At 68.3% G+C, this 19,091-nt stretch carries 20 protein-coding genes; 16 read left to right on the top strand and 4 right to left on the bottom strand.

Translation table 11 applies throughout. The features are described from left to right. Nucleotides 1–35: 35 nt before the first annotated feature. Nucleotides 36–893 carry a hypothetical protein gene (locus tag Q1K09_RS10855; RefSeq protein ID WP_300345447.1) on the top strand — a complete coding sequence of 286 codons (858 nt, stop codon included), beginning with the start codon at nucleotides 36–38 and terminating at the stop codon, nucleotides 891–893. A 79-nt stretch (nucleotides 894–972) separates the two neighbouring features. On the opposite strand, the gene Q1K09_RS10850 is transcribed toward Q1K09_RS10855, so the two are convergent. Then, the gene (locus Q1K09_RS10850; protein ID WP_300345446.1) at nucleotides 973–2,805 is read right to left on the bottom strand and encodes a proline--tRNA ligase; all 1,833 of its coding nucleotides are present in this window, start codon (nucleotides 2,803–2,805) and stop codon (nucleotides 973–975) included. Nucleotides 2,806–2,972: 167 nt separating this feature from the next. Here Q1K09_RS10850 and Q1K09_RS10845 point away from each other — a divergent pair, with 167 nt between their 5' ends. From Q1K09_RS10845 to truB, 8 genes are all read left to right on the top strand, one after another. Then, the gene (locus tag Q1K09_RS10845) at nucleotides 2,973–3,527 is read left to right on the top strand and encodes a ribosome maturation factor RimP (protein ID WP_300345445.1); all 555 of its coding nucleotides are present in this window, start codon (nucleotides 2,973–2,975) and stop codon (nucleotides 3,525–3,527) included. Nucleotides 3,528–3,553: 26 nt separating this feature from the next. Further along, nucleotides 3,554–4,531, top strand: a complete 978-nt coding sequence (gene nusA, locus Q1K09_RS10840; RefSeq protein WP_300345444.1) for a transcription termination factor NusA — start codon at nucleotides 3,554–3,556, stop codon at nucleotides 4,529–4,531. A gap of 116 nt (nucleotides 4,532–4,647) precedes the next feature. Next, nucleotides 4,648–4,875: a hypothetical protein gene (locus Q1K09_RS10835; RefSeq protein WP_300345443.1), complete on the top strand. Its 228-nt coding sequence runs from the start codon at nucleotides 4,648–4,650 to the stop codon at nucleotides 4,873–4,875. Continuing rightward, nucleotides 4,868–5,215 (top strand): type II toxin-antitoxin system PemK/MazF family toxin, encoded by a 348-nt coding sequence (locus Q1K09_RS10830; RefSeq protein WP_300345442.1) that lies wholly within the window; start codon nucleotides 4,868–4,870, stop codon nucleotides 5,213–5,215. The genes Q1K09_RS10835 and Q1K09_RS10830 overlap by 8 nt, the downstream gene beginning before the upstream one ends. A 112-nt stretch (nucleotides 5,216–5,327) precedes the next feature. Then, nucleotides 5,328–5,594, top strand: a complete 267-nt coding sequence (locus tag Q1K09_RS10825; protein WP_300345441.1) for a YlxR family protein — start codon at nucleotides 5,328–5,330, stop codon at nucleotides 5,592–5,594. A 175-nt stretch (nucleotides 5,595–5,769) separates the two neighbouring features. Beyond that, nucleotides 5,770–8,490: a translation initiation factor IF-2 gene (infB, locus tag Q1K09_RS10820; protein WP_300345440.1), complete on the top strand. Its 2,721-nt coding sequence runs from the start codon at nucleotides 5,770–5,772 to the stop codon at nucleotides 8,488–8,490. A gap of 116 nt (nucleotides 8,491–8,606) precedes the next feature. Then, nucleotides 8,607–9,074, top strand: coding sequence for a 30S ribosome-binding factor RbfA (gene rbfA, locus Q1K09_RS10815; RefSeq protein ID WP_300345439.1), 468 nt, complete (start codon nucleotides 8,607–8,609; stop codon nucleotides 9,072–9,074). Nucleotides 9,075–9,241: 167 nt separating this feature from the next. Then, a complete protein-coding gene (gene truB / locus Q1K09_RS10810; protein WP_300345438.1) occupies nucleotides 9,242–10,285 on the top strand; it encodes a tRNA pseudouridine(55) synthase TruB in 1,044 nt (347 codons plus the stop codon). 17 nt (nucleotides 10,286–10,302) lie between these two features. On the opposite strand, the gene Q1K09_RS10805 is transcribed toward truB, so the two are convergent. Further along, complete coding sequence (locus Q1K09_RS10805; protein ID WP_300345437.1) at nucleotides 10,303–10,767, bottom strand: TspO/MBR family protein; 465 nt, start codon at nucleotides 10,765–10,767, stop codon at nucleotides 10,303–10,305. A 357-nt stretch (nucleotides 10,768–11,124) separates the two neighbouring features. Here Q1K09_RS10805 and Q1K09_RS10800 point away from each other — a divergent pair, with 357 nt between their 5' ends. The 4 genes from Q1K09_RS10800 to Q1K09_RS10785 all read left to right on the top strand — a co-directional run bounded on the left by Q1K09_RS10800 (nucleotide 11,125) and on the right by Q1K09_RS10785 (nucleotide 14,038). Further along, nucleotides 11,125–11,490: a hypothetical protein gene (locus tag Q1K09_RS10800; protein WP_300345436.1), complete on the top strand. Its 366-nt coding sequence runs from the start codon at nucleotides 11,125–11,127 to the stop codon at nucleotides 11,488–11,490. Then, on the top strand, nucleotides 11,472–12,020 hold the full coding sequence (locus tag Q1K09_RS10795; protein ID WP_300345435.1) for a hypothetical protein: 549 nt from the start codon (nucleotides 11,472–11,474) through the stop codon (nucleotides 12,018–12,020). Before Q1K09_RS10800 ends, Q1K09_RS10795 begins: the two co-directional genes overlap by 19 nt. 81 nt (nucleotides 12,021–12,101) lie before the next feature. Then, nucleotides 12,102–13,160 carry a bifunctional riboflavin kinase/FAD synthetase gene (locus Q1K09_RS10790; RefSeq protein WP_300345434.1) on the top strand — a complete coding sequence of 353 codons (1,059 nt, stop codon included), beginning with the start codon at nucleotides 12,102–12,104 and terminating at the stop codon, nucleotides 13,158–13,160. Then, nucleotides 13,157–14,038, top strand: a complete 882-nt coding sequence (locus Q1K09_RS10785) for a class I SAM-dependent methyltransferase (protein WP_300345433.1) — start codon at nucleotides 13,157–13,159, stop codon at nucleotides 14,036–14,038. Before Q1K09_RS10790 ends, Q1K09_RS10785 begins: the two co-directional genes overlap by 4 nt. A gap of 42 nt (nucleotides 14,039–14,080) precedes the next feature. Here Q1K09_RS10785 and Q1K09_RS10780 read toward each other — a convergent pair whose 3' ends face one another. Further along, nucleotides 14,081–14,407, bottom strand: a complete 327-nt coding sequence (locus Q1K09_RS10780; RefSeq protein WP_300345432.1) for a hypothetical protein — start codon at nucleotides 14,405–14,407, stop codon at nucleotides 14,081–14,083. 314 nt (nucleotides 14,408–14,721) lie between these two features. Here Q1K09_RS10780 and rpsO point away from each other — a divergent pair, with 314 nt between their 5' ends. The 3 genes from rpsO (at nucleotide 14,722) to Q1K09_RS10765 (ending at nucleotide 18,450) form a co-directional block, all read left to right on the top strand. Further along, complete coding sequence (gene rpsO / locus Q1K09_RS10775; protein ID WP_300345431.1) at nucleotides 14,722–14,988, top strand: 30S ribosomal protein S15; 267 nt, start codon at nucleotides 14,722–14,724, stop codon at nucleotides 14,986–14,988. A gap of 368 nt (nucleotides 14,989–15,356) precedes the next feature. Beyond that, nucleotides 15,357–17,624, top strand: coding sequence for a polyribonucleotide nucleotidyltransferase (locus Q1K09_RS10770; RefSeq protein ID WP_300345430.1), 2,268 nt, complete (start codon nucleotides 15,357–15,359; stop codon nucleotides 17,622–17,624). 187 nt (nucleotides 17,625–17,811) lie between these two features. After that, nucleotides 17,812–18,450 carry a TRIC cation channel family protein gene (locus Q1K09_RS10765; RefSeq protein WP_300345429.1) on the top strand — a complete coding sequence of 213 codons (639 nt, stop codon included), beginning with the start codon at nucleotides 17,812–17,814 and terminating at the stop codon, nucleotides 18,448–18,450. Nucleotides 18,451–18,662: 212 nt separating this feature from the next. Here Q1K09_RS10765 and Q1K09_RS10760 read toward each other — a convergent pair. Beyond that, on the bottom strand, nucleotides 18,663–19,091 hold a 429-nt coding region (locus Q1K09_RS10760; protein ID WP_300345428.1), incomplete at its 5' end, for an HNH endonuclease signature motif containing protein.

Below are 19,091 nucleotides of genomic sequence, written 5' to 3'. Positions count from 1 at the left end.
AGTTGGAGCCGGTCCGCAGCGCCATACTGAAGACGATGACATCCCGCACCTCCGCCCTCGCCCTGGCGGCGAGCGCCTCCGCCTTCGCCCTGACGCTGCTGGTCTCCTCCTGCTCCGAACCGGTGGACCAGGATCCGGCCCAGCAGCAGGCTGGCGGCGGACCCGCCGGCGGCGGCATGGCCGGGGCCCAGGCCCGTGCCCCCGAGCCCGCCGGCAGCCAGCACTCCCACGATGAGATGCGCAGCGCACTGGAGACTGTGATCGAGGACGCCACCATCACCGATACCGACGACTGGTGGTCCTCCCTGCGGGACATCAACCGGGAGCTGCAGAAGCTGCAGGTCGCACCCACCGACTGCAAGGCCTTCGTCACCGCCTCCGCCCTGCCGGTGCCCACCGGCGCGCTCGCGGCCATCGCTGAGAACGGCAGCCGCCGCACCGCCGTGCACAGCTTCGAGGACGCCGAGGCCGCCCAGCTGTATGTGCAGAACGAGGCCGACGGCGTGGAGCGCTGCGAGGAGCACACCATCATCCGCGAGCTGGAGGAGAACCAGGTGGAGGCGGAGACCACCATCGAGGAGCTCGAGATCCGCTCCGGAGCGGAGGACGCCTTAGCCGTCCGGCGGCTGACCGAGTCCGAGGACGGGCTGCAGCGGGACGTGGCGGTGGTGCTGCGCCACTCCTCCACCGTGGTGGGAACCGCCGAATCCGTGGAGGATCCCATGGATAAGGACGAGGCGGAGGAGCTGGCCGTAGAGCTGGAGGCTGAAGCCGCGCGGGTGCTCTCCGAGCTGGTGGGCGAGGAGATCGTGGCACCAGAACCCGAGCCGGACGACGACGAAGACGACGAGGACGACGACGGCTCAGAAGAGGACTCCGAGGCGGACTCTTAGGAGAGCTCCTCCGAGGAATCCGACCCGGACAGCTCCGAGACGGACGAGGGCTGAGCCGCCCAGCCGTCGTCGTCGGTGCTCAGCGCAGCGAGGCGGCGCGCTCCTTCAGGTGCTCCACCGCCTGCGGCAGCTCCACATGCTCGGCCTCACCGCTGCGGCGGTCCTTGACCTCCACGGTGCCCTGCGCCAGGCCGCGTCCGACCACCACAATGGTGGGCACGCCCAGCAGCTCCGCGTCGCCGAACTTCACGCCGGGGGAGACCTTGGGGCGGTCGTCGTAGATCACGCTCAGCCCGGCCTGCTCCAGGTCCGCGGCCAGCTGATCGGCGGCCTCATAGATCTCGCTGCCCTTGCCGGTGGCCACCAGGTGCACATCGGCCGGGGCCACAGAGGCCGGCCAGATGATGCCCTTGTCATCATGGTTGGCCTCCACCAGGGCGGCCAGGGCGCGGGTGACGCCGATGCCGTAGGAGCCCATGGTCACCGTGCTCAGCTTGCCGTTCTCATCGAGCACCTGCAGCCCCAGGGACTCGGAGTACTTGGTGCCGAGCATGAAGATATGCCCCATCTCGATGCCGCGGCGGGTGGTCAGCGGCCCCGAGCCGTCCGGTGCCGGGTCGCCGTCGCGCACCGCGCAGGCCTCGATGGTTCCGTCCCAGGTGAAGTCGCGGCCGGCCACCAGGCCGAACACGTGCTGGTCGGGCTCATTGGCGCCGGTGATCCAGCTGGTGCCGGGAACCACCCGCGGGTCCACCAGATAGGGGATGCCGGTGGCCGAGTCCTCACCCAGATGCGGGGCGTCCAGGGACAGGCCGGGGCCGATGTAGCCGCGCACCAGATTCGGGTGCTTGGCGAAGTCCGTGGTCTCTGCGGCCTCCACGGAGACCTCCCCGGCGATGCCCAGCTTCGCGCCGATGGTCGCCTCCGTGCGCTTGAAGTCCACGTCCCGGTCTCCGGGGACGCCGATGACCACCACATGCCGCTGCCCCTCCGGGGAGACGACGGCGACCACCACATTCTTCAGCGTGTCCGCGGCAGTCCACGGCCGGTCGCTGCGCGCGTGGTGGTCGTTGGCCGCTTCCACCAGGGTCCCGATGGTGTCCGTGCCGGGTGTGTGGTGCACCTCGGCCGGCGGCAGATCGGTGTAGTCGATGGGCTCCGGCGCCACGGTGGTGACGGCTTCCACATTGGCCCGGTAGCCGCCGGGGGACTCCACAAATGTGTCCTCGCCGATCTCACAGGGGTAGAGGAACTCCTCAGAGGCCGAGCCGCCCATGGCCCCGGAGACGGCGTCCACCGGCAGCACGGGCAGCCCCAGGCGCTCGAAGATCCGCACATAGGCTTCACGATGGGCGTCATAGGCAGCGCGCTGGTCCTCCTCAGTGAGGCAGAAGGAGTAGGAGTCCTTCATGATGAACTCGCGCCCGCGCAGCAGGCCGGCGCGGGGCCGGGCCTCGTCGCGGTACTTGGTCTGGATCTGATAGATGCTCAGCGGCAGGTCCTTGTACGAGTTGTACAGGTCCTTCACCAGCAGTGTGAAGACCTCTTCATGCGTGGGAGCCAGCAGATAGTTCGGCCGGCGCACACCGGGTTCTATCTCCTCGGCCCTGCGGTCGCCCACCCGGAAGATGCCGTCGCCGTACTCCTCCCACCGGCCACTGGCCTCATAGGGTTCTTTGGGCAGCAGGGCGGGGAAGTGGACCTCCTGGGCGCCGATGCGGGCCATCTCCTCACGCACAATCTGCTCCAGCCGGCGCAGCACCGTCAGACCCAGCGGCAGCCAGGTGTAGATGCCCGGAGCGGCCCGGCGGATGTAGCCGGCGCGGACCAGCAGCCGGTGGCTTGCCACCTCGGCGTCCACCGGATTGTCACGCAGGGTGCGCAGGAACAGATGGGACAGACGAATCGTCACAGTGATCTCACTTCGTTCGGCAGAGGTCAATCTCGCCAGGAAGTCTACCGGCGCCGCGCCGTCGTGCGCCCATGCGCGCAGTCCAGCCCGACGTCGTACGTCCCATGCGCGCAGTCCAGCCCGGCGTCGTGCGCCTACTCCCCACATGCTGAGGCAGAATAGGTGGTATGGCACTTCCACCCCGCGCCACGTCCGACTCCCGGTTCCCCGACCCCCGTGCCGCCCAGCTGGCCCCACGGTTGGAGCCCACTGTCACCGCACACGGCCTCTACCTGGAGGAGCTGGCCTTGGTCGCCAGCGGAGCCCGCACCGTGCTGAAAGTGGTGGTCGACTATGAGACCGGCACCGAGCAGGTGGACCTGGACACCCTGGCCGGGCTCTCGGAGGCGCTCGGCGTGGTGCTGGACAAGGAAGCTGACGCCGAACCGCTGGCCTCCGTGGAGAACTACGAGCTGGAAGTCACCACCCCGGGGGCGACCCGCCCGCTCACCGAACCCCGGCACTTCCGCCGCAATCTGGGCCGTCTGCTGGAGATCGAACGTGCCGGGCACCCCACTATGACAGCCCGGCTGCGGGAGGTCGACGCCGCCGGCATCACCGTCTCCGAGGTGATTCCGGCACCGAAGAAAGGGATGAAGCCCAAGACCGGACCTGACACACACATAGAGTTCGATTCCATTTCCCGCGCACGCGTCCAGGTAGAGTTTTCCGTGAGCACCTGAACGACGGTGACGGACCGGAGGCACAAGTGGATATCGACATGAGCGCGCTGCGCATGCTCGTGCAAGAGCGCGACATACCCCTGGAACGGCTGATGCCCGCCATCGAGCAGGCCCTCGTCCTGGCGTACCACAAGAGCCCGGGCGCCCTGCAGCAGGCCCGTGCCGAGGTGGATGAGAAGACAGGTCATGTCACCATCTGGGCCAAGGAGATCGACGAGGACGGCAACGTCATCGGCGAGTTCGACGACACCCCTAAGAACTTCGGCCGCGTGGCGGCTTCCACGGCGCGCCAGGTCATCATGCAGCGCATCCGCGACGCCGAGGACGACGCCGTCATCGGCGAGTTCAAGTCCAAGGAGGGCGAGCTCGTCTCCGGGATCGTCCAGCAGGGCCGCAACCCGCATACGGTGAAGGTCGACATCGGGGGAGTGGAGGCAGACCTGCCCCCGCAGGAGCACGTGCCCGGGGAGCAGTACACGCACGGATCCCGGCTGCGCGCCTTCGTGGTGGACGTGCACCGCGGTTTCCGGGGCCCCTCGATCACGCTGTCGCGCTCGCATCCGGGGCTGGTGAAGAAGCTCTTCGCCCACGAGGTGCCCGAGATCGCCGACGGAACAGTGGAGATCGTCTCCATTGCGCGTGAGGCAGGCCACCGCACCAAAATCGCTGTGCAGGCCCACCAGTCCGGGATCAACGCCAAGGGCGCCTGCATCGGCGCCATGGGCTCCCGGGTGCGGGCGGTGATGACCGAACTCAACGACGAGAAGATCGACATCATCGACTACGCCGAGGACCCGGCCCAGTTCATCGCCAATGCGCTCTCCCCGGCGAAGGTCAGCTCCGTGACCGTACTGGATGAGGCTGCCCGGTCGGCCCGCGCGGTGGTGCCGGAGTACCAACTCTCACTGGCCATCGGCAAAGAGGGGCAGAACGCCCGGCTGGCCGCGAAGCTGACCGGCTGGCGGATCGACATCATCTCCGACGCCGGCCAGCCCGCCGGCTGAGCGGCGCTGCGGGGTCCTGCGGCGCGGTCTTGCTGCGGCCGTCGTCGGTTTGAGTGAGTATGCCAGCGGCACGCCCGGCGTAGCCGCGCTGGTATACCGGAGGGTACCCTAAGAGTATGAGCACCACGATCAAAGTCTCCCCTCAGCTGCGCGAGCGCATCAACCGCGACGCACAGGAGCAGGGCGTCACGGCAGCAGGCCTGATCGAGATGCTCTTGGACGAGCGCGAGCGCCAGCAGAGAATGCGAGCATTCGGCCGCGCGGTCAGCGGTGCCGACCAGGACTACTGGGATGAGATGCGGCATTGGGACACCGCCCTGGAAGAAGGCAGCCGGGGTGACTGATCTGACTCGCGGGACCGTGGTCTGGGTGGATCTGGATCCGGTGCGAGGCAGGGAGCAGGCAGGACGACGTCCTGCTCTGATCATCGCCAGCAATGCCTTTCTTCAGGTTGCCGACTCGCTGGCTATCATCTGTCCCGCCACTACTGCCGATCGCGGCTGGCCGAATCACGTGCGACTGCGCGGACCGAATCTGCAGCTGCCGCGGCCGACCTTCGCGATGACCGAGCAGCCGCGCACCGTCACCCGCGATCGGTTTGCCGGTGTCGCGGGAACCGTGGACGCGGCCACCATGGAGGAGGTCGACCGGTGGCTGCGTGACTTCCTGACGCCGAGCGGCTAGGTGCGTCAGCTCCGGCGCACCGAGTCGGCGCGCACAGCGGGGCGGCAGGGCAGACCGCCCCAGGCCCCGATAGAGTTATTGGCTGAATGTGACCCGACTAAGGTAGAGTTTTATGGTTCCTGTCCGCACGTGCGTCGGCTGCCGCCGTCGCGCTGAGCAGGACGATGTCGTCAGATTCGCGCTGGTGGATGACCGGGTAGTTCCGGACATCGCCCGGCGCAGACCAGGCCGAGGCGCCTGGCTGCACCCCAAGCGTGAATGCTTCGACGCCGCGCTGAAGCGGAAGGCGTTCAACCGCGCATTCCGGCAGCCGGTGCAGACGGCACACCTTGACTTCGAAGACATCGAAGCTGAGGCCGAAACTGTCCGTACACGATGAAGGCGGGTTGGAAAGAGATGGACACCCGATGAGCACCGACGGATGAGCGCCCAGTGATGAGCACTTTTCATTCCGTCTCGGAACAGAACAGGCAAATCGGCCCTGATTCGATGATCCGCTGACCTCAGCCCCGCTGGGATCAGCGGGGCATCGCGTGGGCCAGAGAAGGAGAACAGTGGCCAAGGCCCGCGTACATGAGCTCGCCAAAGAGCTCGGCATCACCTCAAAGGAAGCACTCGCCAAACTCCAGGAACTCGGCGAGTTCGTGAAATCCCCCTCCTCCACCGTGGAGCCCCCGGTGGCGAAGAGGCTGCGCAATGCGTTCCCCCAGGCTGAGAAGGCCGAGGAGAAGAAGGACGACGCAGCGCCCAAGCCGGCCGCCAAGAAGCCCGGCCCCAAGCCCGCGCCGCAGAAGAAGGCCGAGCCCGAGCCTGCCCCGAAGCAGGAGGAAGCCGCCGCAGCGGAGAAGCCGGCCCAGGAGCCGGACAAGCCGAGCGAGGCGACCCCGAAGTCCGCCCCGAAATCGGCGGCCCCCAAGCCCGGCGGACCCAAGCCGGCACCGAAGTCGTCTGCGCCGAAGCCCGGCGCTCCCAAGCCCGGCGCCCGCGCCTCGGGCGGAAACAACCCCTTCGGCATTTCCCAGGACCGCTCGGCGCCGCGTCCGGGCGGACCCCGCCCCGGCGGCCCGCGCCCCGGTGGCCCGCGTCCGGGCAACAACCCCTACGCCTCGCGCCAGGGCATGCGCCCGGCAGAGCGCGGCGGGGGACCCCGCCCCGGCGGCCCGCGCCCAGCAGGTCCGCGCCCCGGACCCCGCCCTGGCGCGCCGAAGCCCTCCATGATGCCCGGTCAGGCGCCTGCCCCCTCCGGTCCCGGACGCGGCCCCGGCCGCGGCGGGCCAGGAGGCGGCCCCGGCGGAGCACCGGGTGGACCTCCCCGCGGACGCGGCGGACGTGGACGCGGAGGTGCAGCCGGCGCCTTCGGCCGCGGCGGATCCCGCTCCAAGGCCCGGAAGTCCAAGCGCGCCAAGCGTCAGGAGCTGGAGCAGAAGCACACCCGCGAGATCGGCGGCGTCCGCGTCCCCAAGGGCGACGGCTCCACCGTGGTGCGGCTGCGCCGCGGCTCCTCCCTGGGTGACTTCGCAGAGAAGATCAACGCCGAGCCGGCAGCCCTGATCACCGTGCTGATGAAGCTCGGCGAGATGGCCACCGCCAACCAGTCCCTGGATGAGGAGACCTTCCAGCTGCTCGGCGAGGAGCTGGGCTACAAGGTCCAGATCGTCTCCCCGGAGGACGAGGACCGTGAGCTGCTGGAGTCCTTCGACATCAACCTGGAGGACGAGGCGGCCTCCGAATCCGAGGAGGACCTGGAGCCGCGCGCCCCTGTGGTGACCGTGATGGGTCACGTCGACCACGGCAAGACCCGCCTGCTGGACGCCATCCGCTCCTCCAACGTCACCGAGGGCGAGGCCGGCGGCATCACCCAGCACATCGGCGCCTACCAGGTCCATGTGCCCCACGAGGGCGAGGACCGTGCGCTGACCTTCATCGACACCCCCGGTCACGAGGCGTTCACCGCTATGCGTGCCCGTGGCGCCAAGGTCACCGACATCGCCGTGCTGGTGGTCGCTGCCGACGACGGCGTGATGCCGCAGACGGTGGAGGCTCTCAACCACGCCAAGGCCGCGGATGTGCCCGTCGTCGTCGCTATCAACAAGATCGACAAGGAGGGCGCCTCCCCGGACAAGATCCGCGGTCAGCTCACCGAGTACGAGCTGGTGCCCGAGGAATACGGCGGCGACACGATGTTCGTGGAGGTCTCCGCGCTGAGCAACCTCAACATCGATGAGCTGCTCGAAGCGGTCCTGCTGACCTCCGACGCCGCGCTGGAGCTGCGCGCCAACCCGGAGAAGGAAGCCCGCGGCGTGGCCATCGAGGCCCACCTGGACAAAGGCCGCGGCCCGGTGGCCACCGTCCTGGTTCAGTCCGGCACCCTGCGGGTGGGCGACAACATGGTCGCCGGCACCGCCTTCGGCCGTGTGCGCGCCATGTTCGACGAGAACGGCGATCCGGTGGAGGAGGCCGGGCCCTCCCGCCCGGTGCAGGTGCTGGGTCTGTCCACGGTGCCGCGCGCCGGAGACAGCTTCCTGGTCACCAGCGATGACCGCACTGCCCGCCAGATCGCGGAGAAGCGTGAGGCAGCAGAGCGCAACGCCCTGCTGGCCAAGCGCCGCAAGCGCATCACCCTGGAGGACTTCGACCAGGCGGTGGCCGAGGGCAAGATCGACACGCTGAACCTGATCCTCAAGGGCGATGTCTCCGGTGCCGTGGAGGCCCTGGAGGACGCGCTGCTGAAGATCGACGTCGGCGACGAGGTCCAGCTGCGGGTCATCCACCGAGGCGTGGGCGCGATCACCCAGAACGACGTCAACCTGGCCACCGTGGACAACGCGGTCATCCTGGGCTTCAACGTCCGGCCGGCCGAGCGTGTGGCGGAGCTGGCCGATCGCGAGGGCGTGGACATGCGCTTCTACTCGGTGATCTACGCTGCGATCGACGACATCGAGGCTGCGCTGAAGGGCATGCTGAAGCCGGAGTACGAGGAGGTCGAGCTCGGCTCCGCGGAGATCCGCGAGGTCTTCCGCTCCTCCAAGTTCGGCAATATCGCCGGCTCCATCGTCCGCTCCGGCACCATCCGCCGCAACGCCAAGGCACGCCTGGTGCGCGACGGCAATGTGGTCGGGGAGAACCTCACCATCGAGTCGCTGCGGCGGTTCAAGGACGATGCCACCGAGGTCCGCGAAGGCTTCGAATGCGGCATCGGCCTGGGCAGCTTCAACGACATCCGCGAAGGCGACATCATCGAAACCTGGGAGATGCGCGAGATCCCGCGCACCTGATACCCAGCGGTTCGCTCAGCGGGGGCGGCAGTCCGGTGCATGCCGGGCCGCCGCCCCCGCTGAAGCGTCCGGCCCTCCGCGGGTAGAGTTGACCACGACGACGAGGAGGAGCTGACATGGCTGACCCCGCACGCGCATCCCGCCTGGCATCACGGATCAAGGTGATCATCGCCGAAGCACTGCGCCGCAGCGTGAAAGACGACCGGGCAGAGATGATCACAGTCACCGACGCCCGCGTCACCAATGACCTGCAGCACGCCACGGTCTACTACACAGTCCTGGCCCCGGACGAGGAGACCAAAACCGCGGCCGAGGAGCTGCTCAGCGCCAACCACGGACTGCTGCGCCGGGAAATGGGGCGGCAGCTGAGCATTCGGCTGACCCCCACCCTGGAGTTCGTCGCCGACGAGATTCCCGAATCCGCCGCGCACCTGGAGGACCTGCTGCGCAAAGCCCGGGAACAGGATGAGGCCGTCCGCGCCCGCCGTGAGGGCGCCAAGCCGGTCAACGAGTCCCCCTACCGCACTGATGCCGACGCCGGCGAGGCCAACGCCCCAGGCGAGAGGCCCTCACCCAACGACTGAGGTCCGCCGCGCCACCTCGCCCCCCCCCACCCCGTCGACTGGCGAGATCACTGCACCTGACAGCCCCAAACGGCGGACGAGGTGCACTGAATCCGCCGATCGACGGCCAGAACCGGGCGTGGAGGAACCACCAGCGCGGAGAGAAACAACCAGCGAGGAGTCTGAGCATGGGAAAGCGCCAGCGGCCCGAGGAGGTCGCGATCGGCTCCGGGCTGGTCCTGGTGGACAAGCCCGCCGGCTGGACCAGCCATGACGTGGTCGGCCGGATCCGCAAACTCGCCGGCACCCGCAAAGTCGGCCACGCCGGCACGCTGGACCCCATGGCCACCGGAGTGCTGGTGGTCGGCATCAACCGCGCCACCCGCCTGCTGACCCACATCGTGGGGGTGGACAAGACCTACACCGCCACGATCCGCCTCGGACAGACCACCACCACCGACGACGCCGAGGGCGAGGTCACTGCCACCCATTTCGCCAATGCGGTCACCGAGGAGTCCATCGAAGAGGCCGTGGCTCGGCTGACCGGCGAGATCATGCAGGTGCCCTCCACCGTCTCGGCGATCAAGGTCGACGGCGCCCGCGCCTACGACCGTGCCCGTCGCGGCGAGGACGTGGAGCTCGAGGCCCGGCCGGTGACCGTCCACCGGTTCGAGGTCCACTCCATCCGCCGGGTCGACGGCGGCCGGATGATCGACCTGGACGTGGAGGTACGGGTCTCCTCAGGCACCTACGTGCGGGCCCTGGCCCGCGATATGGGCCAGCTGCTGGGGACTGGGGGGCACCTGACCGCGCTGCGCCGCACAGCCGTCGGCCCCTACAGCGAGAACCAGTGCCTGAGCCTGGACCAGCTGGCCGAGGACTTCGGCTACATCGGGCTGGCCGAGGCGGCCGCCCAACTGTTCCCGGCCCGCAGCGTCAGCGCCGAGGAGGCAGAGCATCTGCGCCACGGCCGCCGCATCACCGCCTCCGCGCAGGCAGAGGTGGTGCACCCGACGGCGGCAGAATGGGGTGACGACGTCCCTGCTGCCTCGGAGGTGGTCAGCCGGCGGGACGGTCTGACCGCGGCATTCGGGCCCGACGGCGAGCTGATCGCTCTGCTGCGCGATGTGCCGGCCAAGCCCGGGGCGTCGTCGTCGCCGGATGCGGCCAAAGCGGCCACCGCCGGCCCGGCAGTCATGCACGCCAAACCAGAGCTGGTCTTCGCCGCCTGAACCAGTGCGAAGAGCCCTCACTGCGCGGCGGCGATGTAGATGTTGAGCGTGGAGGCGTAGACCACCCACCCCAGATAGGGAACCATCAGCACCGCGGCCGTCCTGCTCACCGGCCAGAAGGCCCAGATCGTCACCGCCAAAGCACCTATCAGCGCCACTATCACCGCGGCGGCGCCCCACAGAGCGGCGTCCTGCCACCGCGGATAGCCGGCGAAGAAGAGCGGAGACCACACCGCGTTGAGCGCCAGCTGCACCGCGTACCACCTCAGCGCGCGGCGAGCCCGGGATGTGATGAATCCGCGCCGGCGCCACACCAGCCAGGCGGCCAGTCCCATAGTCAGGTAGAGCGTGGTCCACACCGGCCCGAAGACCCAGTCCGGTGGGTTCCACGGTGCTTTCTCCGCCTCGGCGTACCAGCCGTCAGTGTGCGCCCGGGTGGCCAGACTCCCCAGCATCCCTATGCCCACCGGCACTGCCAGCATCACTAAGAGCATCACGGCCTGGGCTGCGGTCCGCGGCCGGCTGTCCCGCCGGGAGGGCACCCCCGACGGCGGGGCTTGGTTGTGAGGCTGCCCGCCATGACTGCCGTGGGAGTTCATCTGCCCAGCGTAGGAACCGATTCTGCACATCAGCTGAGGTCTTGCCACAGAGCCCGAGGACGCCCCGCCGCCCCAGGACGCCCCGCCCTCCGAGGATGCGCAGCCGCCCCAGGACGCACAGTCGCCGTCCCCGTCCCGCGCACCGCTTCTCCACCGCCGGCGCCGCAGGCGTAGAATCTTCTGGGCCCACAGACCCCACCCCACGCGGTGCACCGCAGCCGGAGCAGGAGAGGAGCAGCCATGACCGTCATGTTCATCATCGGCACGGCCATCTGCGTGCTCTCCACGCTGATCTGCTGGACTATGACCGCCCTGCGCGATCACCCCGCCGATTCCTCCATCCTCTCCCTGGCCGCCATCGAGCTGTACCTGATCATCTACGGGATCTATGCCGGCGTGCGGCAGGCCGCCGGCGCCGCCGTCGTCGGGGAAGCCTGGGAGTTCTGGGGCTATATCCTCACCGCCCTGCTGCTGCCGGTAGGTGTGTTTGTTTGGGCCGTCATCGACAAGACCCGCTGGTCGAATCTGGTGATGAGCTTCGTGGGCCTGGTGGTGTTCGTGATGATCTATCGACTGGAGGAGATTTGGTGGGGGAGCGCCCTGTGAACAGCGAGGGGACCAACCGCGGCGGGACCAACCCCGACGAGACCAGCCGAGACTCCGCGCGCGAATCGGCACCCAGCGGCGGCACGCGCGAACCGGCACCCGGCGCCCCCACGCCGCGCAACCGCGGGGTCGGCATGCTCATCATCACCGCCTACGGGATCTTCGCCGTCAGCGCCTTCGCCCGCGCCTTCTACCAGATCGCGCCGTTCCCGCAGGAGGGGAAGGTGCAGTTCCCCGATGCTCCGGTGGCGCTGAGCCTCAGCGCCGTCGCCGCGGCGGTCTACATTGTGGCCACCCTCGCCCTGGCCCGGACTTCGACGACGGCGTGGACGGTGGCCCTGGCCGCCGTGCTGGTGGAGATGGTCGGCGTGATCGGAGTGGGCGCATGGTCGCTGCTGCAGCCGGAGGTGTTTGAGGTGGCCACCGTCTGGGGCGGCTTCGGCCGCGACTACGGGTGGGTGCCGCTGGTGCTGCCGTTCGTGGGCCTCTACTGGCTGCTGCGCCATCGCCCGGGCCGTACAGCCGCATGATCCCCGCCCAGCTCACCGGCCAGCTCACCGCCCCGTCGAGGGCTCGCGTGAGCCGGTATCAGTGACCGTATGATGGACCGCGTGCAGATCTTCCATGGGCTCGACGACGTCCCCGCAGACCTGGGCACCACTGCGGTGACCATCGGCAATTTCGACGGCGTCCACCGGGGCCATCAGCACGTGCTGGACACCCTCATCCGTGAGGCCCGCAGCCGCGATGCGCGCGCCGTGGCCGTCACCTTCGACCCGCACCCGGCCTTCATCCACCGCCCGGAGGCCACCCCGGAGCTGCTGACCGGCACCGGGGAGAAGCTCGCCCGGCTGCAGGCGGCCGGCGTGGACGCGGTGCTGGTGCTGAACTACACCCCGGAACTGGCCGCGCACACCGCTGAGGATTATGTGGCCCGCTACTTCGTCCGGGCGCTGCACCCCCAGGTAGTGGTGGTCGGATATGACGTGCGCTTCGGCCGCGACAACGCCGGGAACTTCAACACCCTGGTGCAGCTGGGCGACGAGCACGGATTCGACGTCGTCGGCGTAGATGACTACCAGATCCCCGGGCCCGACGGCCGCCCGATAATCAGCAGCCGCTGCTCCTCCACCGCCATCCGCACCGCCCTGACCCAGGGGGACGTCGCGGCAGCAGCGCATATGCTCGGCCGGCCGCACACTGTGGTGGGCCAGGTGGTGCATGGTGAGGCCCGCGGACGTGAGCTGGGGTTCCCCACCGCGAACCTGGGTCAGGACTCCCAGGGTATGGTGCCTGCCGACGGGGTCTACGCCGGGTGGGTCACAGTGGACCAGCACACCGCAGTCAACCAGCACGGCGAAACGGACCACGAAGGCACAGCAGACCACGACGGCGCCCGCTGGCCCGCAGCCATCTCAGTGGGTTCGAACCCCACCTTCCACGGGATCCAGCGGGTGGTGGAGGCCCACGTGATCGACCGCCACGACGAGCGGGTGGAGGACTTCGACCTCTACGGGCAGCAGGTGCGGGTCGAGTTCGTCGAACGGCTGCGCGGCATGGTCGCCTACGAGGGTGTGGAGAAGCTGGTGCAGCAGATGCATCAGGACGTCGAGGACGCCCGGCACGTGCTCTCCGAGGCCCCGGCAGGACTGCACCGGCCGCTGTCGTGAGCCAAGACCTCCCGCGCCGGTCGGGCCAGGAGGAGCCGGCCGCTCCGAACCGGCCCAAGCGCCGCACCGATGCCGATCCGCAGATCACCAGCTGGCAGCGCCGCCAGCATTTGGGCAGCTCCTTCGCCCAGCGGCAGAGTCTGGGGCAGGCGCAGGAGTACGACGCCGTCCGGCCGCGCTACCCGGAGGCCGCCGTGCAGGACATCCTCGCGCTCGCGGCAGCTGATTCCCATTCCCCAGCGCCGATCCAGGTGGTGGACCTGGGCGCCGGGACCGGGATCCTGACCCGCCAGCTGCTGGCCGCCGGCGCCGCGGTTCATGCGGTAGAGCCCAGCATCCCCATGACCGAGGTGCTCGCCTATTCACCGCTTCCGCGGCTGCAGATCACCCATGCCCCCGCAGAGCGCACGGGTCTGCCGGCGGCCTGTGCGCAGATCGTGGTGGCGGCCCAGGCCTGGCACTGGTTCGAGCCGCACACCGTCCAGGCTGAGGTTGCTCGGCTGCTGGTGCCAGGCGGTGCCCTGGCGCTGATCTGGAACTATCTGGACACCTCGGATGAGGTGGTCCACCGGCTGACGCGCATTATGCGTGCCGGTGACGTCTACCGCCCGGACTGGAGGCCTGCACTGGACCCGGAGATCTTCGGGCAACGGCGGAGCACCGAATACAGATGGGCGCGCAGCCTGACGGTGGAGGAGATCTTCCGCTACGCCACCACGCTGAGCTCCTGGCTCTCCGCAGAAGACCACGAGCGCGCGCGGCGACGAGCGAACCTGGAGGACTATCTGTTCGGCGAGCTGGGGCTCAGCGCCACTGACTCCCTGCACCTGCCGCAGATCACCGCCCTGCACACCGCTGTGCTGCGCGGCCGCCCCTGACTCCCGGCTGCGCACTCCTGGCTACCCGCCGTGCTGCGGAGGTCAGGTTGCCAGCGCGCGTGCTTTCACTGCGGCAAGGTCGCGCTCGAGGCGGGCGAGTGCCGTGGGCAGGTCATCTTCCTGATGATCGGCAAGACCGTCGGCGATGAATCCTCGAACCAGGGTGGAGACGGCTACTCCGTTGGATGCTGCGAGTGCCCGCAGTGATTCAAGAGTCTCCGCCGGCAGCCGGAGTGTCAGGATCGGGGAGGGACCGGCGTTCGGCTTCCCCCACTCGCCCTCCCCGAGGGTCTCCCGGTATTCCTCGGTGTCTGCCTCCAGTTCAGCTTGGATCGCATCTCTGACCTCATCGGGGATTCGTCTGCTCATTTTCTAGTCCTAGCGCAGCCTGTGCGGGTGTGACCTTGTGCCTGTGCCACATGTGGGCAACGGCCTTCGGGTCCCACTCGATGTCAACCACACAAGTATTGTATGACAAAGGTAATACGCAAGGGTAGTGCTGCCGCAGTCCGCCCAGGCGGACCTTCTGCCGCACGTCCCCTCGCAGACGGAGCAGCCTCGCCGCCGCTGGCGCCATCCCGCACGCTGCGGTAAAGTAGCGGGGTTGCCATGCTGCAGTCCGCGGTGGCTGGCACCGGGTCAGACCGGATACTGAACGCGGTACAACATCAAGGAGCATTTCTATGGCTTTGGATCCCGCTGTCAAGCAGCAGATCATCTCCGAGTACGCCACTCATGAAGGCGACACCGGTTCTCCCGAGGTGCAGATCGCGGTGCTCACCCGCCGCATCTCTGACCTCACCGAGCACCTGAAGGAGCACAAGCAGGATCACCACACCCGCCGTGGTCTGATGATCCTGGTCGGCCGCCGTCGTCGTCTTCTGAAGTACCTCGAGTCCAAGGACATCGAGCGGTTCCGTGACCTGAAGAAGCGTCTCGGCATTCGCTGACGGCATGCTCGGCGGTCAAACGCCAGCACCAAGCGCAACACTGCGGGCGGCTCCCACATTCGGGGGTCGCCCGCGGTGTATGCAACACTAGAGACAGCCCCAGCTGCTGAGAGACGATGAGTCCTACGGCGTCAGGGGCCGCACCCGTGCCCAGCATGGATGTGGCCCGCGTCCAGGGAGTATGTCTGGTCCTCGGTAGTGGCCTCCGGGAGCGTGTCCGCACCGCACCCGTGGGCTTCGATCGAAGACCGTCATACATTCCACGGTTCACCTCTCTGGCAGCCAAGGCCGGCCGCACCGCGCGCTCCAGAACCGGAGCAGGCACGACGGCGGCCGCAACGCTACGCAGTCAATACGAGAGGAATCCCATGCAGGGACCTGAAGTTCACTACGCCGAAGCCGTGATCGACAACGGCAAGTACGGCTCATCCACCATCCGCTTTGAGACCGGCCGGCTGGCCAAGCAGGCCGCCGGCTCCACACTGGTCACCTTTGACGAGGAGACCACCATTCTCTCGGCCACCACTGTGGGCAAGTCCCCGCGCGAAGGCTTCGACTTCTTCCCGCTGACCGTGGATGTCGAGGAGCGCATGTACGCCGCCGGCCGCATCCCCGGCAGCTTCTTCCGCCGCGAAGGCCGGCCTACCACGGACGCGATCCTGGCCGCACGGCTGATCGACCGTCCGCTGCGCCCGGCGTTCAAGAAGGGCATCCGCAATGAGGTCCAGGTGGTGGAGACCATCCTGTCCATCAACCCCGATGACCTCTACGACGTGGTGGCCATCAACGCCGCCTCCATGTCCACCCAGCTGAGCGGCCTGCCGTTCTCCGGACCCATCGGCGGTGTGCGCATGGCGCTGATCGACGACGGCGGCTCGGCGCAGTGGGTGGCTTTCCCCAAGCACTCCCAGCTGCAGAACGCCGTGTTCGACATGGTGGTGGCCGGCCGGATCGTTGGCGATGACATTGCTGTGATGATGGTGGAGGCTGAGGCCACCGACGACTCCTGGAACCTGATCAAGGAGCAGGGCAAGACTGCCCCCACTGAGGAGATCGTGGCCGAGGGCCTGGAGGCCGCCAAGCCGTTCATCAAGGTTCTCTGCGAGGCCCAGGCATCGCTGGCCGAGCGCGCCGGCAAGGAGCCGGTGGAGGTTCCGATCTTCGAGGACTACCAGCAGGACGTGTTGGAGGCAGTCACCGCTGCCGCCGAGGAGAAGCTGGCCAATATCTACCAGATCGCCGATAAGCAGCAGCGTGAGACCGCCGACGCCGAACTGAAGGCTGAGCTGGTCGAGGAGCTGGCCGGCGAGGGTAAGCAGTTCGAAGGCCGCGAGTCGGAGATCGGCAAGGCTCTGGGCGCGGTCACCAAGCAGGTGATCCGCCAGCGGATCCTGCGCGACCAGGTCCGCATCGACGGCCGCGGTCTGGCCGATATCCGTCAGCTCACCGCTGAGGTGGAGGTCATCCCGCGCGTGCACGGCTCGGCGATCTTCGAGCGCGGCGAGACCCAGATCCTGGGTGTCACCACGCTGAACATGCTGAAGATGGAGCAGACCATCGACAGCCTCTCCCCGGAGACCACCAAGCGCTACATGCACAACTACAACTTCCCGCCCTACTCCACCGGTGAGACCGGCCGGGTGGGAAGCCCCAAGCGCCGCGAGATCGGCCACGGCGCACTGGCCGAGCGCGCCCTGGTGCCGGTGCTGCCCACCCGCGAAGAGTTCCCCTACGCCATCCGGCAGGTCTCCGAGGCGCTGGGCTCCAACGGCTCGACCTCCATGGGCTCGGTCTGCGCCTCCACCCTGAGCCTGCTCAACGCGGGTGTGCCGCTGCGCGCCCCGGTGGCCGGCATCGCCATGGGCCTGGTCTCTGACGAGGTCGACGGCGAGACCCGCTACGCTGCGCTGACCGACATCCTGGGAGCCGAGGACGCCTTCGGCGACATGGACTTCAAGGTCGCCGGCACGGAGGAGTTCGTCACCGCTATCCAGCTGGACACCAAGCTGGACGGCATCCCCGCCAGCGTGCTGACTGCGGCCCTGAAGCAGGCCCGTGAGGCGCGGCTGCACATCCTGGGCGTCATCAACGCCGCCATCGACGCTCCCGATGAGATGAGCGAGTTCGCCCCGCGGATCATCAGCGTCAAGGTCCCGGTGGACAAGATCGGCGAGGTCATCGGCCCCAAGGGCAAGATGATCAACCAGATCCAGGAGGACACCGGCACCGACATCTCCATCGAGGATGACGGCACCGTGCTGATCGGCGCCACCGACGGCGAGTCCGCCGAGGCCGCTCGCTCGGCGATCAACGCGATCGCCAACCCGCAGGTCCCCGAGGTGGGGGAGCGGTACCTGGGCACCGTGGTGAAGCTGACCAGCTTCGGCGCGTTCATCTCTCTGACTCCGGGCAAGGACGGCCTGCTGCACATCTCCGAGCTGCGCAAGCTCAACGACGGCAAGCGCGTCAACGATGTGGAGGACGTGCTGGGCGTGGGCCAGAAGCTGCAGGTGGAGATCTCCAAGATCGACGACCGCGGCAAGCTCAGCCTGATCCCCGTCACCGAGGAAGACGCGGACTCCGGCGAGGAGAAGCACAGCGTCAACCCGGTGGTCACCGAGGACGACGACGCCTGATGCGCTGAACGCCAGCGATGCAGAGCCGGCCCGGTTCCTCCACAGCGGGGAGCCGGGCCGCTGTGCGTCCGTATGAATTGTTCGTGATGAATCCGCAGGACGCCCGGTGTGAGGGAAGCAGGGGCGAAGCGGACGCGGGCGTGGCATGCTCGGAGACTAAGGCTCACTGCGGAGGGATGAGACTGTGATGGCATTGGACGAGGTGCTGATCGCACTGGAGATGCTGGGGACCTTCGCCTTCGCGGTTTCCGGGGGTCTGCTGGCGGCCAAGAAGGGCTTCGACCTGGTCGGTTCACTGCTGCTGGCCAGCCTCGCAGGCCTGGGCGGGGGAGTTATCCGGGACGTGGTGCTGAACCAAGGCGTGCCCACCGCCTTCGCCCAACCGGTGTATCTGGCACCAGTGGTGCTGGCCCTGCTCGCGGTGTTTCTGCGCGCCATCAAGGAGGACCGGCTGCGGCGGACTCTATTGGTCTTCGACGCCGGCGGACTCTCCCTGTTCTGCGTGATGGGCACCTATATCGCCCACACCGCCGGCTTGAACCCGGTGGCTGCAGTCCTGCTGGGGGTGACCACCGCGGTGGGCGGCGGCACCATGCGTGACGTGGTGGCCAACGAGGTGCCCCAGATCTTCAACCCCGACGGCGTCTACACGGCTCCCGCGTTCCTGGGCGCCGCAGCTTCCGCAGTCGCCCTGGAACTGGGCTGGTTCACCGGCCTGACAGCGGTGCTGGTGGCCGGCGTGGTGTTCACCATCCGTCTGCTCGCTCTGAAGTTCGGATGGCGGATCCCCTTGGCCGTGCTGCACCGCGCCCGCGGGTCCAACTAATGATGCGCACGCTCCCGGGTCCGCGCCAGCGGGGGCGCTATGGAGTTGTCAAGTTTCGTGTCCCGTTTCGCCGCGGCGGGGGAGTGCAGGGGTGCCTGGCCGCACGAGGCTCCGGCTGGTCCCTGGGGTTGGGGTCCTCGGTGGGGTGTGCGGCTGGCTGCTGTGATGACGGCGTGAGCTCTGGCGGCCGGTGTGGTCTGGCCGCCCTGTTGCTAGTCGGGTGGGGGGTCTGTGCTGGTGTTGAGTTCTGGCAGGAGGCGGTGGCTTTTGAGTTCGTGGTGGTGGCGGCAGAGCAGCTGGGAGTTCGCCGCGCTGGTGGGCCCGCCGGTTTCGTAGCTGGTCGGGTGGTCGACCTCGGTGCGGTATGCCGGTTCGGTGCATTGGTAGGCCTGGCAGGTGCGGTCTCGCAGCTGTATGGCGGTGCGCAGGGTGCCGGTGGCGAACCGTCCGGTGGATGCCGCCTCTAGGAGGTTCTTCCCGCCGGCGAGCTGGCCGGCTACGAATTGGGTGATCTGTTCGGGGTTCTGGGTGGTCAGCAGGTTCTGCAGGTTCTTGCTGGTGGTGCGGTCGAGTTTCACGATCCGCACCGGCTTCCGGGACCCGTCACGGCCGGCCCCTGTCCCGGCCTCGGCTTCGGTGGC

Source organism: Nesterenkonia sp. (assembly GCF_029265375.1).
Classification (GTDB): domain Bacteria; phylum Actinomycetota; class Actinomycetes; order Actinomycetales; family Micrococcaceae; genus Nesterenkonia.
This window is presented reverse-complemented; position numbering and strand designations above follow the sequence as displayed.